The 16,820-nt window shown below is 59.0% G+C and carries 11 protein-coding genes; 4 read left to right on the forward strand and 7 right to left on the reverse strand.

Features of this window, described 5'->3' with window-relative positions:
* Window positions 1-225 precede the first annotated feature (225 nt).
* The gene (locus JN524_RS05865) at window positions 226-5,271 is read left to right on the forward strand and encodes a leucine-rich repeat domain-containing protein (RefSeq protein ID WP_202368787.1); all 5,046 of its coding nucleotides are present in this window, start codon (window positions 226-228) and stop codon (window positions 5,269-5,271) included.
* 26 nt (window positions 5,272-5,297) lie between these two features.
* On the opposite strand, the gene argR is transcribed toward JN524_RS05865, so the two are convergent.
* From argR to acs, 7 genes are all read right to left on the reverse strand, one after another.
* Window positions 5,298-6,290 carry a transcriptional regulator ArgR gene (gene argR, locus JN524_RS05870; RefSeq protein ID WP_027612635.1) on the reverse strand — a complete coding sequence of 331 codons (993 nt, stop codon included), beginning with the start codon at window positions 6,288-6,290 and terminating at the stop codon, window positions 5,298-5,300.
* A 245-nt stretch (window positions 6,291-6,535) separates the two neighbouring features.
* Window positions 6,536-7,300 carry an ABC transporter ATP-binding protein gene (locus JN524_RS05875; RefSeq protein WP_003227281.1) on the reverse strand — a complete coding sequence of 255 codons (765 nt, stop codon included), beginning with the start codon at window positions 7,298-7,300 and terminating at the stop codon, window positions 6,536-6,538.
* A 27-nt stretch (window positions 7,301-7,327) separates the two neighbouring features.
* On the reverse strand, window positions 7,328-8,440 hold the full coding sequence (locus JN524_RS05880) for a M14 family metallopeptidase (protein ID WP_202368788.1): 1,113 nt from the start codon (window positions 8,438-8,440) through the stop codon (window positions 7,328-7,330).
* Between the two features lies 1 nt (window position 8,441).
* On the reverse strand, window positions 8,442-9,140 hold the full coding sequence (locus tag JN524_RS05885) for an ABC transporter permease (protein WP_003227285.1): 699 nt from the start codon (window positions 9,138-9,140) through the stop codon (window positions 8,442-8,444).
* Entirely contained in the window at window positions 9,137-9,826 is a 690-nt protein-coding gene (locus JN524_RS05890) for an ABC transporter permease (protein ID WP_003227287.1), read from the reverse strand. Before JN524_RS05890 ends, JN524_RS05885 begins: the two co-directional genes overlap by 4 nt.
* A 91-nt stretch (window positions 9,827-9,917) precedes the next feature.
* Window positions 9,918-10,691 carry an ABC transporter substrate-binding protein gene (locus JN524_RS05895; protein WP_027612633.1) on the reverse strand — a complete coding sequence of 258 codons (774 nt, stop codon included), beginning with the start codon at window positions 10,689-10,691 and terminating at the stop codon, window positions 9,918-9,920.
* 721 nt (window positions 10,692-11,412) lie between these two features.
* Entirely contained in the window at window positions 11,413-13,368 is a 1,956-nt protein-coding gene (acs, locus tag JN524_RS05900; RefSeq protein ID WP_047599664.1) for an acetate--CoA ligase, read from the reverse strand.
* A gap of 417 nt (window positions 13,369-13,785) precedes the next feature.
* Here acs and JN524_RS05905 point away from each other — a divergent pair, with 417 nt between their 5' ends.
* The 3 genes from JN524_RS05905 to JN524_RS05915 all read left to right on the forward strand — a co-directional run bounded on the left by JN524_RS05905 (window position 13,786) and on the right by JN524_RS05915 (window position 16,740).
* The gene (locus tag JN524_RS05905) at window positions 13,786-14,046 is read left to right on the forward strand and encodes a DUF2790 domain-containing protein (protein WP_027612631.1); all 261 of its coding nucleotides are present in this window, start codon (window positions 13,786-13,788) and stop codon (window positions 14,044-14,046) included.
* A 565-nt stretch (window positions 14,047-14,611) separates the two neighbouring features.
* Window positions 14,612-15,862: a ribonucleotide-diphosphate reductase subunit beta gene (locus JN524_RS05910; RefSeq protein WP_003227292.1), complete on the forward strand. Its 1,251-nt coding sequence runs from the start codon at window positions 14,612-14,614 to the stop codon at window positions 15,860-15,862.
* A gap of 341 nt (window positions 15,863-16,203) precedes the next feature.
* Window positions 16,204-16,740 carry a BRO-N domain-containing protein gene (locus JN524_RS05915; protein WP_237402965.1) on the forward strand — a complete coding sequence of 179 codons (537 nt, stop codon included), beginning with the start codon at window positions 16,204-16,206 and terminating at the stop codon, window positions 16,738-16,740.
* The last annotated feature ends 80 nt before the right edge of the window (window positions 16,741-16,820 follow it).

Raw genomic sequence — 16,820 nt, forward strand, 5'->3', positions numbered from 1 at the left:
CAAGCGACAACTTCTTATAGCGCAAACCCCGGATTTTCCCGGGTTTACGGCAATGCGACATATAGCGTCGCAAAGGCGCAGTTTAAACTGCACGCCGCCATTTGCGCAGACGTACCGGGGATCTTAATCAAGAGAGTTTTGTGGCGTGCGGTATATATGTACCGCACATCGAATCAACGGCCAGTGTTTGCTAGGGACCTTTCTCCAGGCAAACGGCCTCACCCCATGATTCAAGAAACCACACCCGCCCTCGCGACTCTGCCCGACCCACTACTGCTACCCAGGCAGGACGCACACTATCAACCGCTGCTCCAGGCCATCCCGACATGGCTGATTCAGGCTGCGGCACACAAGCGCACGGCATTGAAACGGGCCAGTCCGCTGCTGCCCGCCAACCTCAAACAGGCATCACGCACCGAGCATGCAAAACTGCGCGCGCTGAATGCCGCGCACTGGACCGCACACAACCGCGTCGAACGAAGCCTTGCCCGGTTGCAGGACGCCAAAGCGTTCGCCGAACCGCTGCTGCGCGCCGAACTGGCAAAGCGCTTTGGCTTGAATCTGGATGTCCGGCAGACCTTCCTGCGCCTGTACCTGCCCGACCATGTTCCGTGGCTGCGCATCAAATCCGGCGCCGCACGCGCCTGGACCGTCTCGTTGCTGGACGCCGCGCTGCACAATTTTGAAAGCAGCGAGACCAGCGCTGACGCCTTTGAGTCCACCTCGGGTTATGTCAGCCAACCCTCGCCTGACGGTCAGTTCAGCGTGCTGCCGAACATCCTCAAGGCGATGCCGATCCCTGCCTTCACCCGCCTGTGTCGCGAGCTGGATATCGGCCGCCGCTACAACAGTTATCTGCAAGACAATCTGGGCATCAGCAATCCGCTGGTCGCAGCCGTGCTGCAACCGCAGGTTTGCACGAGTGACAAAGCCGCACTGGTCGCCGCCCTGCAAATGGCCTACATGCAAAAGCTGCTGGGGGCCGATATCCATCGCCTGATTCTCGGGCTGCTCGATGGCTTGCAGCATTTGCGCCTCAATCGTCAGGCGTGGCATTGCCATGCGCTGACGATGATGAAAGTCAGCCTCACCGGCATCGTACTGTTCGCGCCGAATCTTGAAGCTGCAAACGCAACAGCGAGAGTCGTGGTTTACATTCCCGATGACCCGCAACATCCGGTCAAGGAATACGCCAGTTCCGCTGCCTTCGCTGAGGATCTGGCGCGACGCTTGCGCGATCCGGACTATCAAGTCTTCTTCAGCCGTTTCATCGATCACGCCGAGCGCGGCGCTTTCTTCGGTCAGTTGCGGGCCTTGCTCAGCCCCGTCACCTGGCAACCCGTACCGGCCGGTGATCCACGCCCGACCTGGCGCGAGCATCCGGCCGTGCGGCCTTTTACACAGATCGTCGCGACCCCGATCCGGGGTGAGCTGTGGGTGTATCTCTACCAGCGCAAGCTCGACAAGATGCTCAACGATGCCCGCGTCATCGCCGTCTCGACGGCCATGGTCGATCGCAAGGCGCGCTGGGCACTCTGGGATTCCTTCACGGACATCGCACAGTCGCTGCTCAACCTCGTCGCGTTTGTCGCCTTGCCATTCGTGCCATTTCTCGGCGAGCTGATGCTTGCCTACACGGCCTGCCAACTGCTCGACGAGACGTTCGAAAGCATCGTCGACTGGGCCGAAGGACACCCCCGCGAAGCGTTCGCGCATTTGATCGGCGTCGTGGAGTCCATGGTGCAGGTCGGCACTTTCGCCGCCGGCGGCGCTATCGCCGTCAGCGAGTTTCGCGCGCTGTTGCCTGCCGATGTCGTCCAGTTCATCGACCGCTTCATTCCGGTGAAAACGGCCAATGGCAAGACCCGCTACTGGAAACCCGACCTGCGCCCTTACGAGTGGTCTGGCACGCTGCCCAAAGACGCCAGAACCGATGCACTGGGCCTGCAAACCCACCTGGGCAAGAGCCTGCTGGCTCTGGAAGACAAGTTGTATGCCGTCAGCGTTGACCCCGAAACGGGCGCCCATCGCATCGACCATCCGAAGCGCCCCGAGGCTTACAAACCCGCACTCAGGCACAACACCGCAGGCGCCTGGCAAACCGAAATTGACCAGCCACTGGCTTGGGATCGCGCCACCGTGCTGAGCCGCAGCAGTGCGCAGATGCAGCGCCTTCCCGCCGCTCTGCGGGAGCGCCTGCTGAATATCAGTGGCTGCGAGGAAAACACCTTGCGCCAGATGCACGTCGAGCGCGATCAATTGCCACCCTTACTCAGTGACACGCTGCAGCGCTGGCAGATCGATCAGGACATTCAATTGTTCATCGAGCAGATTGGCAGCTCGAATGCCGAGGATTACCTCAAGGCCGACCCGGCCACCCAACTGCAACTGCTTTTCGACCACGGCTACTGGCCTGCCGACCGAGGCCTGCAACTGATCGACCGTCAGGGCAGAACCCTGTGGCGCAGCCCCGGCGCCGATGTGCCCTTCGTACAAATCGAGGGTTCACGACTGGACGATCGCGACCTGCTCAAGACCTGTCTGCAACGCCTGACAGAATCGCAACGAAGGCGGCTATTGAGCGAAGCCCTGCATACGCCCGCACCCTCGGCCGAGGCCCGCGCAACTAGCCTGCGGCGCAGCGTCGCCGAGCTGGCAAAGCGCAAACGCCAAAGCCTGTTCGAGGATCGATATCGTCAGTTACAGCGCGGTGCCAGCCCGCCGGTACAGGTACTGATGGATGCCGAACCCGGCCTGCCGAAGGCGTTGGCGCAATCGATACTGGAAACGGCAAGTGATGCCGAATACCTGCAAGTACAGCGCGGAACACTCTCCGCAAGACTGGCCGCTCTGACCCAGGAGATGGGCCTGCAAGTGCGCGTAACCCGAGCCCTCGAAGGACTGGAGCTGCAAGCGACAGTCAATAATCTGGATACCGATCGGCTGGCCCTCCATTCCTTGCCTCGGTTGCCGGGCTGGTCGCAGACCATACGACTGGAGCTCAGGCATTACACTTATAGCGGGCAACTGATCGACAGCCTCGGCGCGCAGGACGCGCTCATTCGCAAAGTGCTGGTACTGACCGAACAAGGCGACTATCAGCCATTCGACGCTACCGGTGAGTCGCTCAGCGCGCCGGGTTCACTGTATTCAAGCCTGCTGCATGCCCTGCCCGACGCAGAACGTTCGGCGCTGAACATCCACATCACGCAAGACCTGCAGCTCAAGCAACTGATTCGTGACCACGCGCTCGACCGTCAAGGGTTGCTGGAGCTGTTGTCGCAGAATCCGATTCACAAACCCGCTTACGATCCCACCGTGATGCGCCTGCGTGGCGGTACCAGTGGCTATCGGCGCATGCCTACCAATACGCCGACGCTGCACGCCCATGCCCACTGGCTACTGCCGCACTTGCTGCCCGAGGAACTCAATGCATTCGTCGAGCGCCTGCAACGCCATCCGGGCGGCCCGCGAATGGAACTCAGCCGTTTGATCGCTGAACGCAACCGCCTCGACGCGGTGCTGAGTCCGTGGACTGAGGGCATTCCCCTCGTTCATCCGCAGTCCGGCGCCCGCCTCACCACCGAGCAATATGCGATCCAGCGTCATCGCCGACGGCAGATGCGGGTCGACATCCTGGACTGCTGGAAGCAGCAGGTTTCCTTGCCGGAGAACACCGAACAGACCATCGATCTACGCCTGTCACAGTCAATCATCGGAGAGCTGCCACAGCTGGAGGTGAACTTCAGTCACGTGGACTACCTGACCATTGAGGGGGTCGGCAGCACTCAGGGTATACACGGGTTTCTGAACTGCTTCTCCGGCCTGCATCGTCTGGCGCTGCGCAATTTCCAGCTGGGCAGCCTGCCGGAGTCGATCAGCCGGTCACCGCAACTGCGCGAGCTGATTCTCAGCGACTGCAGCATCACCCTGACAGCCGAGAGCCACACAACACTGGCGGCCTTGACTCACCTGAGAACCCTGGACCTGTTCAGGAACCCGCTCGGGCTCACCCCCAATGTCGAAAAAATGCCCCGACTCAATTACATCGATGTGTCGGAGACCGGCATTTCCGAACTGCCACCCGGCCTGCTCACGCGCCCGCTATTGCGCACCGCGCTGCTCAACGACAACCAGATCCGGTCGTTGTCTCCCGCCCTTTTCGAGCTGCCCAACAACGTTCCGGAAGGCTTCGATCTGAGCGGCAATCCGATTGCCAGCGCAGACCGGGAGCGCATCAAAAGCCATTTCAACGACACCCGCCAGGACTTCGGCGTAATGGCCGAACAGGCTGATCTGCTGCGCGTACAGGCGCTGTACACACACATGGATCTGGAACAGGCCAGTGAATTTTTCTATCTGCTACCCGGCACCCTGGCCGAGGGTCGAATCGAACTTGCACGGCTTGAGCGCGAATACAGCGACTTGAGTAGCAACCTCGCCAATTGGGCGACCGACCACCCGGCCTTGCACCCTATCAGTGGCGAGCCCTTCACGATTGAGCAAGTGCTGAACGAGCACGCCGCACGTCACGAATTCAAATCGCTCATTGAACAGTGCTGGCGCCGGGAAACCGAGCAAGACGAACCGGATGAGAACCTCCAGCCACTGCATGACTTGAACCTGGCGACGATCATCCGCGGTGATTTGCCCGTACTCAATGCCGATTTCAGCCATGTCACCCATCTGTACCTCAGAAGCCTGCCGGGCCAGACGTTTGGAATCGACAGGTTTGTCGAGACGTTTACCAGCCTCAGAGGACTGACGATTTATCAATATCGGCTTGAACACATTCCGCCGGCGGTGTTTCGCATGGCCAAGCTGAGCTATTTGTCGCTTTCACACTGCGAGTTGACGCTCACGCCGCAAAACGCCCTGGAGCTTGCGCAAATGGAGCGTCTGGATCACCTGGACCTGAGTGACAACCCGTTGGGCGAGACCCCGGATGTCAGCCAGATGACCCATCTGCAAACGCTGATGCTGGACAACAGCGGCATCACCAGCCTGCCGCCGGGCTTGCTGCAACTCGAACACCTGGAAATCGCCGACATGAGCGACAACGCGATCACCCAGGTTCCCAGCGATATCCTGGAGTTGCCAGAAGAGCGTGCGGACAAATTCAGCCTGCGCGGCAATCCGCTCTCTGAGCTCAGCGTGCAACGGCTGATCGCCTACTTCAAAAAGCACCGCATCGATTTTGGCGTGGAAGCCGTCATCGAACGGGCGGAAATGGAGGTGTCCACGTCCGAAGATTCCGGGGTCGATGAGTGACGTTCAGCGGGTTCTGCCGGGGTGCGTCAACCGCGCTCCGGCGGCACTGACGACAGTTCGAACGGACTGCTGCTGCGCCGCTGGTTGCGATCTTCGCGCGGCGTGGCGCCGAAGAAGTTGCGATAGGCGCTGGAGAAATGCGGCCCCGAGGAGAAACCGCAGGACAGGCCGATCTGGATGATCGACTTGCTGGTTTGCATCAACATCTGCCGGGCCTTGTTCAGGCGCAGTTCCAAGTAGTACTGGCTCGGCACGCGGTTGAGGTATTGCTTGAAGATCCGCTCCAGCTGCCGACGGGACACGCACACGTGCTGAGCGATTTCGTCGGTGGTCAGCGGCTCTTCGATGTTGGCTTCCATCAGCAACACCGCCTGGGTGAGCTTCGGATGGCTGGAACCGAGGCGGTTCTGCAGTGGAATGCGCTGGCGTTCACCGCCCTCGCGGATGCGCTCGACCACCAGTTCTTCGGACACCGCACCGGCCAGTTCTGCCCCATGATCACGGGCCAGCACCGCCAGCAACAGGTCGAGTACCGACATGCCGCCACACGCGGTCAGGCGATCGCGATCCCAGTCGAACAAGTGACTGGTGGCGATGACTTTCGGAAAACGTTCAGCGAAATCGTCCTGCCAGCGCCAGTGCACAGCCGCGCGATAACCGTCGAGCAGACCGAGCTGCGCCAACGGATAGACACCGGCCGACAGACCACCGATCACGCAACCGGCCCGCACCAGTTGCTTGAGCGCGCTGCTGAGGGCCGGGGCCAGGGTGGTAGGCGGCTCGTCGGCGAGCAGGAACAGTTTCTGGAAGTTTTCCAGCTTGCCGGTCCACGCCTCGCCCGGCAGTTGCCACGCCCCCTCGGCCGCAACGTCTGTCACGGTTTCGGCCTGGAGGAACGACAATTCGTAAACCACCTCCGGATGCACCCGCTGAGCAACACGCAAGGCCTCCTCCGCCAGCGCCAGCGTCAAAGCTTTAGTGCTGGGCCAAATCAGGAAACCAATTCGATGGGCAGTCATGGGCGGGCAATCCGAAACGAAGAACGGTGATGAAGGCATGGGCCAATGCTAGCCCGTAAATGAACGCAAATCTCGAAACCTGCGAAGCTCCCACTGCAGGAGCTGTCGAGTGAAACGAGACTGCGATCTTTTGATCTTGTTGTGAAGATCAAAAGATCGCAGCCTTCGGCAGCTCCTACAGGGGATCGGAGCCAGCCTTCAGGCTGCGAAGCATGCACTATTCGGGTGCATATCGGCAGCTCTGATTACTTCAAGCTGCCCGAGAGAAACTGCTGCAAGCGCTCGGATTGCGGATTGACCAGCACTTCGCGCGGGTTGCCGCTCTCTTCCACGACACCTTTGTGCAGGAACACCAACTGGTTCGACACTTCACGGGCGAAGCCCATTTCGTGTGTGACCACGACCATGGTGCGGCCTTCCTGAGCAAGGGCCTGCATGACTTTCAGCACGTCGCCGACCAGTTCCGGGTCGAGCGCCGAAGTCGGTTCGTCGAACAGCATCACTTCCGGCTCCATCGCCAGCGCACGGGCAATCGCCACACGCTGCTGCTCGCCACCGGACATGTGCCCCGGGAACGCATCTTTACGATGGGCCACGCCAACCTTGTTCAGGTAGTGCTCGGCTTTCTCGCGGGCTTCAGCCTTGGACACGCCCAGTACGTGGACCGGCGCTTCCATGATGTTTTCCAGCGCGGTCATGTGCGACCACAGGTTGAAATGCTGGAACACCATCGACAGGCGCGAGCGCATGCGTTGCAGCTGTTTCGGATCAGCGGCTTTCAGCGCGCCGTCCTTGTTCGCTACCAGTTTCAGCTCTTCGTTGTTGAGCAGGATCTTGCCCGCGTGCGGCTGCTCGAGCAGGTTGATGCAACGCAGGAAAGTGCTTTTGCCGGAGCCACTGGAGCCGATGATGCTGATCACATCGCCGGCTGCCGCTTTCAGGGACACGCCCTTGAGCACTTCGTGACTGCCATAGCGTTTATGCAGGTCTTGGACTTCAAGTTTGTACATGCGGTCGGTTCTCACAAAAACAGTCAGTCAGTCGTTGAGCAAGCGCCCGTGACGCAGCGCTTCGCGCCCCGCCACCTTGGCCAGCCAGAAACCGGGTTGGGCATAGCGCAGCCGTTCAATGGCAAACAGCACCCCGGATGTACCAGCACACACCGTGCTGACCCGATCGGACACAGGGTCGATCACTTCGAAAATTTCATCCCCGGCTTCAACCCACTCGCCGGGTTTACGCAGAAAACTCACCACACCGGGGTGCGGCGCCAACAGTAATTCAGTGCCTTCGAACGGCATGCCTTCGGACGGCTCGTTGGCCGGCTTCGGCCACTCGCCAGTGATCAGGCCTTGCTCGGCGAGGAACGCCAGAATGCCTTCGGCCCAGGCCTGCGCATCAGCGCGGTCGGTATTGGCCTGACCGCCCAGCTCGACGGTGGTCGCAAGGCACGCCAGTGGAATCTGCGCGTCCGGGAACTGCCGCGACAGACGCAACCACGGCAACGAGCACGCTTCATCGAAGGAACTGCCGCCGGAATCTTCCGCCAGCAAACCGACCTTCACATTCAGATGTGCGGCCAGCGAACGCCACTGCGGCCAGTGCTGCGGCAGCGCATACATGTGCAGCGCCGCTTCAGCGTCGCAATGCAGATCAAGCACCACATCGGCGGTGCAGGCGTGGCTGAGCAAAACGCGCTGCATGCCTTGCAACTGGCTGCTCGCCTCGGGCAATGCCGCCAGATGATCAGCCATGGCCTGACGGATCAGGCGAATGTTGGCGTGCGGATCGTCACCAAGGCTGTCAGCCAGTGCCGCCGCAACCGGCGCGCTCAGCTCGACGAAATCGCGGTTGAAATTCTTGCCGCTGCCCGCCTCGAAACGCCCCTGATGATTGCCTTGCAGCAATTGGCCGAGGCCCAGCGGGTTGGCGACCGGCACCAGCTCGATCACGCCGTTGAGCAAGCCTTGGGCTTCGAGCTCGCCGAGACGTTTTTTCAGCTCCCAGGCGGTGCGCATGCCCGGCAGTTCGTCAGCATGCAGGCTGGCTTGAATGTAGGCCTTGCGCTCGCCCTGACCGAAGCGGAAGACCGAGATCTTGCGCTCGCTGCCCAGGTGGCTCCACGGCAATACGTGGTCGATGCGTTCCATATCAGTGCTTCCGCGGGGCCAGGTAGCTCAACCAGCGGCGCTCGGCCAGCTTGAACAGCTTCACCAGAATGAAGGTCAGGCACAGGTAGAACACGCCGGCGGTGATGTACGCCTCGAACGGCAGGTAGTACTGCGCATTGACCGTACGGGCCGCGCCGGTGATGTCGATCAGGGTCACGATGGACGCCAGACTGGTGGTCTGCAGCATCATGATCACTTCGTTGCTGTACTGCGGCAGTGCCCGGCGCAGGGCCGATGGCAGCAGGATGCGCTTGTACAGTTTGAAGCGCGACATGCCCATGGCCTTGGCGGCTTCGATCTCGCCGTTCGGCGTGGCCTTGAGGCTGCCGGCGATGATTTCGGCGGTGTAGGCGCTGGTATTGATCGCGAAGGCCAGGCACGCACAGAACGTGGCGCTGGACAGCCACGGCCACAAGAAGCTTTCACGCACCGCTTCGAATTGCGCCAGACCGTAGTAGATCAAAAACAGCTGCACCAGCATCGGCGTGCCGCGGATCACGTAGGTGTAGAGCCACGCGGCGCCGTTGACGATCGGATTCTTGGAGACGCGCATCAGGCCCAGCGGCAGTGCCGCCAACAGACCGAACAGCAGCGACAGCGCGAGCAGTTTGAGGGTGGTCAGCAGGCCGCCGAGGTACAGCGGCATGGCCTCCCAAATGACGTTGTAGTCGAAGATCATAGATCAGCCGCCCTTACGCCTACCGAGTAGCGCTTCTCAAGGTGACGCAGCGCCAGCAACGAGACACTGGTGATCACCAGGTACATCGCCGCCACTGCGAGGAAGAAGGTGAAAGGCTCGCGAGTGGCATCTGCCGCCTGCTTGGCCTTGAACATCATGTCTTGCAGACCGACCACCGAAATCAGCGCGGTCGCCTTGGTCAGCACCAGCCAGTTGTTGGTGAAGCCAGGAATCGCCAGACGAATCATCTGCGGCACCATCACCCGGAAAAACACCTGAAAACTGCTCATGCCGTAGGCCATGCCCGCTTCGGCCTGGCCTTTTGGGATCGCCATGAACGCGCCACGGAACGTCTCGGACAGGTACGCACCGAAAATGAAACCGAGGGTGCCGATACCGGCGGCCAGCGGATTCAGGTCGATGTAGTCGTCATAGCCGAGCATCGGCGCAACACGGTTGAGCAAGTCCTGACCGCCGTAGAAGATCAGCAGGATCAGCACCAGGTCGGGAATCCCGCGGATCACCGTGGAATACAGATCGCCCAGCCACGCCAGCCAGCGAATCGGCGACAGGCGCAATGCGACCCCGATCAGCCCGAGAACGATGGCCAGGGCCATGGACGACAAGGCGAGCTGAAGCGTCAGCCATGCGCCATCGAGGATGACAGCCCCGTAGCCTTTCAACATGATTCAGGTCCTCGAAAGTTGGGATGAAAAAATGGCGCAAACCGCAGAGATCCTGTTGCTTGCGCCATTTCTGACTTGTCGCAGAGACGTGTTACTTGCCGTAGATATCGAAGGCGAAGTACTTGTCCTGGATAGCTTTGTATTTACCGTTTTCACGGATGGCCGCGATGGCAGCGTTGATCTTGTCTTTCAGCGCGTCACCCTTGCGCACCGCGATGCCTACGCCGTCGCCGAAGTATTTGACGTCGGTGAACTGCGGGCCAACGAAGGCGAAGCCTTTGCCGGAATCAGTGTTCAGGAAGCCGTCCTGCAGCAGGGTGGCGTCAGCCACGGTACCGTCGAGACGACCAGCGGCCACGTCGAGGTAGATTTCGTTCTGCGAGCCGTATGGCTTGATCTCGGCACCCAGCGGGGCCAGGACTTCGCGAGCGAAACGCTCGTGGATCGAACCACGTTGCACGCCGATGTTCTTGCCTTTGAGCTCAGACAGGTTGTCGCTGACAACGGTGCCTTGCTTCATGACCAAACGGGCCGGGGTGTTGTAGTACTTGTTGGTGAAGTCCACGGACTTCTTGCGGTCTTCGGTGATCGACATCGACGACAGGATCGCGTCGATCTTGCGCACTTTCAGTGCCGGGATCAGACCGTCGAACTCTTGCTCGACCCACTGGCACTTGACCTTCATTTCTTCACACAGGGCATTGCCGATGTCGTAGTCGAAACCAACGATGCTGCCATCCGGCGCTTTGGAAGCGAACGGAGGGTAAGCCGCTTCGATACCGATCTTCAGAGGTTTTTCATCAGCGAAGGAATTCAGCGACAGCACGGACAGTGCCAGGGCGCCAAGCAGCACAAGTTTCTTCATCTTGGGACTCCATCGGTAAAGGGCAAAAACGGCAGAGTGAGCGACAGCCCAATATGCGAATGGGTGAATCGGGAAAGCGGCGCAGCATCGGTGGGAAATTTCCCATTGAAACCCTCGGAGGTTTCAACGTCAGCCACGATGAGCGAGTGATCGGCATTCTAACGACAGGCCCGAAGCCGATATTTCTTCAATGCGACAACTAATTACAGATGCACAGAGAAACCCGCTTGAGCGCATTGACAGCCTTGCAAATTCATGCAAGAGCGAAAGACAGTGAACCGATCTATGCTGCAAATTGCGGGCCTATTATTCGCAAACCCTTCTAATCCGGCAAGCGCAGCGTTGTGTCTTATTTTTCACCGGGGGTTTTAAGGCTCTAAAACGGGGCATTGCGTTTCCCCTCGCCCCGCGACTGGGCGGGCGGTTACACATTTGGTTACTCTGACGGGGATGGGTAACAGCGGGAAGGGGCTTACGCAGGAAATCGATAATTATTGGCTGGGTGGGTTGGGTTTCTGACAGGGGATTACTGCGGCGTCTGACAGATGGCTATCGCTGGCAAGCCAGCTCCCACAGAGATCTCAGTTGATAACCATCTCACACACCCAAAAACCTGTGGGAGCTGGCTTGCCAGCGATGAGGCCAGCAAAACCACCACAAATCCCAGACACAAAAAAGCCCCGCCCGGCATCACCGGACAGGGCTTCCATGCAGTTAACGCTTAAGCCACATTCATCGTCTTGTGCGTATCAATCAAATGCTGCACCACACCCGGATCCGCCAGGGTGGAGATATCGCCCAACCCATCGTACTCAGCCGTAGCAATCTTGCGCAGAATCCGCCGCATGATCTTGCCCGAACGTGTTTTCGGCAGCCCCGGTGCCCACTGGATCACATCCGGCGAAGCAATCGGGCCGATCTCTTTGCGCACCCAGTTCTTCAGTTCCAGGCGCAGTTGCTCGCTCGGCTCCTCGCCGTTTTTCAGGGTGACGTAGACATAAATGCCCTGCCCCTTGATGTCGTGCGGCACACCGACCACCGCCGCTTCGGCGACTTTCGGGTGGGCGACCATCGCGCTTTCGATCTCGGCGGTTCCCATGCGGTGGCCGGAGACGTTGAGCACGTCGTCCACGCGCCCGGTGATCCAGTAGTAACCATCGGCGTCACGCCGCGCACCGTCACCGGTGAAGTACATGCCACGGAAGGTCTTGAAGTAGGTGTCGACGAAGCGGTCATGGTCGCCATACAAGGTGCGCGCCTGACCCGGCCACGAATCGAGAATCACCAGATTGCCCTCGGCCTCGCCCTCGATGATGTTGCCGAGGTTGTCGACCAGCGCCGGTACCACGCCGAAGAACGGACGTGCCGCCGAACCCGGCTTCAGTGCATGCGCCCCCGGCAGCGGGCTCATCATGTTGCCGCCGGTTTCGGTCTGCCACCAGGTATCGACGATCGGGCAACGGGACTTGCCGACATTCTTGTAGTACCAGTCCCAGGCTTCCGGGTTGATCGGCTCGCCCACCGAACCGAGCAGACGCAGGCTGCTGCCGTCGGCGCCTTCAACGGCGGCGGTGCCGGAGGCCATCATCGCGCGGATCGCGGTCGGCGCGGTGTAGAGGATGTTGACCTTGTGCTTGTCGACGATCTTCGCCACCCGGGTGATGTCCGGATAGTTCGGCACGCCTTCGAACAGCAGCGTGGTCGCGCCATTGGCCAGCGGGCCATATACGATGTAACTGTGGCCGGTGACCCAGCCGACGTCGGCGGTGCACCAGTAGATTTCGCCCGGACGGTAGTCGAACACACGCTCGTGGGTCATTGCCGCATACAGCAGATAACCGCCGGTGGTGTGCTGCACGCCCTTCGGCTTACCGGTGGAGCCGGAGGTGTAAAGGATGAACAGCGCTTCTTCAGCGCCCATCTCTTTCGGCGCGCAGACGGTGCCCGCCACTTTCATCAGGTCTTCGTACCAGATGTCGCGATGCTGGTTCCACTTGATGTCGCCACCGGTGCGCTTGCACACGATGACTTTCTGGATGCTGCTGGTTTCCGGGTTGGTCAGCGCGTCGTCGACGTTGGCCTTCAGCGAGATCTTCTTGCCGGCACGGATGCCTTCGTCAGCGGTGATCACCACTTTCGATTTGCAGTCGATGATCCGCCCCGCCAGGGCTTCCGGCGAGAAACCACCGAACACCACCGAATGAATCGCGCCGATCCGGGTACAGGCCAGCATGGCGACCACGGCTTCGGGGATCATCGGCATATAGATAGTCACCACGTCGCCGCGGTGCACGTCCTGACCACGCAGGGCGTTGGCCAGTTTGCAGACTTGTTCGTGCAGTTCGCGGTAAGTGATGTTGCGACTTTCGGAAGGATCGTCGCCTTCCCAGATGATCGCGATCTGATCGCCGCGCTCGGCCAGATGACGGTCGAGGCAGTTGTAGGAAACGTTCAGGGTACCGTCGGCGAACCATTTGATGTCGACATGGTGATCGTCGAAGGACGTCTGCTTCACCGTGGTGAAAGGCTTGATCCAGTCGAGGCGCTTGGCTTGCTCACGCCAGAAACCGTCAGGGTTGACGACCGACTGCTGGTACATGGCTTTGTAGGTCGCCTCGTCAGTCAGCGTATTGGCCAGAACCTCGGGACGAACGGGATACAGAGAAGCCGCACTCATCTTTCTTACCTCGGTGGAATAGTTGTTTTTGTATGACCCCGTTGTAGCCGGGCCGGCCCCATAGAACCATTCGACGATGGTTGTAGGAGCTGCCGCAGGCTGCGATCTTTTGATCTTGCCTTGCAAAATCAAAGACGAAAGATCGCAGCCTTCGGCAGCGCCTACAAGGGTTGGCCGGTGTTTTGTGGGGATTGTTACCAAAACCGCCAAAAGTGTTTATCAAAACCCCACCTGTTTACCCCCACCCCTCCTCCCTAAAATCCACCTCGCCGACAAGGCAAACGCGATTAACAACATTACAGCCCCCACGAAGGCCGTTAATCCAGCTCTCAAGTAATAACTGCAAATGATGAAGTTCCACACGCAACCCTAAAAAGGTTGCGTGACCCCACTCGACCTCAAAAAGGTAAATCTGAAATGAAAGCTTTATTGGTTCTGGCCCTCAGCAGTCTGTGCGCAACCGCCATGGCAGACGAGGTCCCGACTGATGTCGCACAGCAACAACCGGTGATCGAGGAATACACTTACTCCACTCACCTGGACATCGCCAAAGTTGTATCGATGAGCGAAGTGCCGAATGTCTGCGAAGTGGTACCGGCCAAAATGGAGTACGACGACTCCAAGGGTCAGCGCCACATCCTGCGTTACAGCGTCATGGGTAACGGCTGCACCAATTGATGATCGAGACTGCACCGAATCGGACCGCTCAGCGCCTCATTTGAGGGTCGATTCCAGCCCGGCTTCGGTCGGGCTCAGTTGTGTCTGGAGTCGCTCAAAAGGGTTGCAAAACACAAGATATAGTGAAAAAACTGGTTTTTTGCTCATTTCTTGAGCAACCAAAGCCTCGCAAAAAAATTAATGAAAAAAAATTCTCGCCGGCCAATCCCAGCGAAAGCCCTGTAAACCCTCGCTCCGATCGAAATCACCCGGCCAATCGAACGCCCTGCGGTGTTTCGCCCTCCCCCACGCCCGCGTTTTTTTCCCTATAATGCCGCCCTAATCGGGTCAGCAATATTCCCTTACAGGGAGCAAAAGCCATTCTGAAGCCCCGCAGCAGCGTCAACGCTGATCTGCGCCCGTCAGAGGCTCTCGGAAACCCGTACAAAATTCTGTTTTATTGCCTGCCTTGGCTGCCGCAAAAAACGATTCCTTAAGATCCAACGCGGTCTGTACGACCGTGTGAAAAACCAACCAATCAGGTTTCACACGGGGCGACAGGCCCTCACGCAGGAGACGACACGTCATGCTGAGCTGGGACGAATTCGACAAAGAAGACAGTGAAGTAGCAACCGTGAAAGGCGCCAACGCCGGCCACGCTACTGAAGCCAACATGGACCGCCTCGACAGCGCCGGCGGTGCCGCAGCGCTGGAAGCCCGCGCCGTGACCGCCGACGACTCGGCCGCCGTGGCCCGCGCCAAGGCCGCACTGGATTCCCTCGACGTCGCCGAAGGCCTCGCCGAACTCGAAGGCGCCTCCGCCCGTGTCGCCGTTGACGAAAAGCGCATGATCAACTGCCGCGCCGACCTCAACCAACTCGTGCCATTCAAGTACGACTGGGCCTGGCAGAAGTACCTGGACGGTTGCGCAAACCACTGGATGCCGCAAGAAGTCAACATGACCGCCGACATCGCCCTCTGGAAAAACCCGGAAGGCCTGACCGACGACGAGCGCCGCATCGTGATGCGCAACCTCGGCTTCTTCTCCACCGCCGACTCCCTGGTTGCCAACAACCTGGTCCTGGCCGTGTACCGCCTGATCACCAACCCGGAATGCCGCCAGTACATCCTGCGCCAGGCGTTCGAAGAGGCGATCCACACCCACGCCTACCAGTACTGCATCGAATCGCTGGCCATGGATGAAGGCGAGATCTTCAACATGTACCACGAGATCCCATCGGTCGCCAAAAAGGCAGCCTGGGGCCTGAAATACACCCGTTCGATCTCCGATCCGAAGTTCGAAACCGGCACCCCGGACACCGACAAAGAACTGCTGCGCAACCTGATCGCCTACTACTGCGTGCTGGAAGGCATCTTCTTCTACTGCGGCTTCACCCAGATCCTCTCCATGGGCCGCCGCAACAAAATGACCGGCGTCGCCGAGCAGTTCCAATACATCCTGCGCGACGAATCCATGCACCTGAACTTCGGCATCGACGTGATCAACCAGATCAAAATCGAAAACCCACACCTGTGGGATGCCGAGATGAAAGAAGAAGCGACCCAGATGATCCTGCAGGGTACGCAGCTGGAAATCGAATACGCCCGCGACACCATGCCTCGCGGCGTACTGGGCATGAACGCGGCGATGATGGAGGACTACCTGAAGTTCATCGCTAACCGTCGTTTGTCGCAGATTGGTTTGAAAGAAGAGTACCCAGGGACGACTAACCCGTTCCCTTGGATGAGCGAGATTATGGACTTGAAGAAAGAGAAGAATTTCTTTGAGACTCGGGTTATTGAGTATCAGACTGGTGGTGCGTTGAGCTGGGACTAATGGTCTCGCTCGCCACGATTTGACGATTGCTGCTTGAGTCGTCGAATTGAGAAAGCAAAAAGCCCCGATTTGATCGGGGCTTTTTTATGGGCGGCTGGTAGTCCTTTTCCATCCCTACATTGCAGCGCTCAATCTCCTACAGCACTTACAGCCGCTTCGCATAGAAGCCAACTGCAAGCACCTCTAAGCTCAATTGCAGGTGCCTAAGAAACACCCAACGTAGAAAGCTTGATCAGTCACACAGACGCATATGCCGTCAGTGGAGCAGCCTCGCTCGTTGGGATTTCTTAAGTCCACTCTACGTTGGGGCCAGGCCCTCCAAAATTCTGAACGTAGAGGTAATGGATATACCCGATCCTTTTTCTGTAACAGTCTTCTCGCGTCACAACCTCGCACTACACGCCCTTCTACTCGAAAACCAAACGTGGTTCCGCGCCCGCAATGTCGGCCGCTTGATGGGGTTCCATCTGTGCGAACGCATGGTCAACAAGCTAGATAAGGATCAACATAGCGTTTTGTGGATTGAGTATTTTCGGCAACCCGAAAATCAGCTGATGCTCAGTGAGTCCGGTGTGTATGCGCTGCTGGTGTATCACTACGTCCCGGGGAACCGGTTGTTACGGGAGTGGTTAACTCTGCAGGTGGTGCCGGCCTTGCGCGATGCAGAGCACTCAGGACATTCAGAACGACCGATGTTGAGTTTGTTGGATTGGTCGGAGATGTCGTTAAGTCTGCTGTATTGGCAGGATGATGGCTGGATTCGACTGCGGGATATGCCTTATCTGTTGAACGATCAGACGCAACGGCGGACACCGGGGAAACCTTGGTGGCGAAAGATTGCGCAGTTTTTTCAGTCTTCGGGGCACTCCATGGGGTAGTAATGGTGGTTGTAGGACTTCGCGAGATCCGTCTTTATTTTCTGTAGGAATTTTCGTAGACATCAGTGATAGCCACTCAG

It is taken from the genome of Pseudomonas sp. MWU318 (assembly GCF_016756945.1).
Classification (GTDB): domain Bacteria; phylum Pseudomonadota; class Gammaproteobacteria; order Pseudomonadales; family Pseudomonadaceae; genus Aquipseudomonas; species Aquipseudomonas putida_A.

Excerpts from the sequence above, each read along its gene's own strand:
- JN524_RS05905 (WP_027612631.1), top strand. The coding sequence starts at position 13,786 with ATGAAAGCTTTATTGGTTCTGGCCCTCAGCAGTCTGTGCGCAACCGCC.
- JN524_RS05915 (WP_237402965.1), top strand. The coding sequence starts at position 16,204 with ATGGATATACCCGATCCTTTTTCTGTAACAGTCTTCTCGCGTCACAAC.
- JN524_RS05890 (WP_003227287.1), bottom strand. The coding sequence starts at position 9,826 with ATGTTGAAAGGCTACGGGGCTGTCATCCTCGATGGCGCATGGCTGACG.
- JN524_RS05885 (WP_003227285.1), bottom strand. The coding sequence starts at position 9,140 with ATGATCTTCGACTACAACGTCATTTGGGAGGCCATGCCGCTGTACCTC.
- JN524_RS05865 (WP_202368787.1), top strand. The coding sequence starts at position 226 with ATGATTCAAGAAACCACACCCGCCCTCGCGACTCTGCCCGACCCACTA.
- JN524_RS05880 (WP_202368788.1), bottom strand. The coding sequence starts at position 8,440 with ATGGAACGCATCGACCACGTATTGCCGTGGAGCCACCTGGGCAGCGAG.
- JN524_RS05910 (WP_003227292.1), top strand. The coding sequence starts at position 14,612 with ATGCTGAGCTGGGACGAATTCGACAAAGAAGACAGTGAAGTAGCAACC.
- JN524_RS05875 (WP_003227281.1), bottom strand. The coding sequence starts at position 7,300 with ATGTACAAACTTGAAGTCCAAGACCTGCATAAACGCTATGGCAGTCAC.
- argR (WP_027612635.1), bottom strand. The coding sequence starts at position 6,290 with ATGACTGCCCATCGAATTGGTTTCCTGATTTGGCCCAGCACTAAAGCT.
- JN524_RS05895 (WP_027612633.1), bottom strand. The coding sequence starts at position 10,691 with ATGAAGAAACTTGTGCTGCTTGGCGCCCTGGCACTGTCCGTGCTGTCG.
- acs (WP_047599664.1), bottom strand. The coding sequence starts at position 13,368 with ATGAGTGCGGCTTCTCTGTATCCCGTTCGTCCCGAGGTTCTGGCCAAT.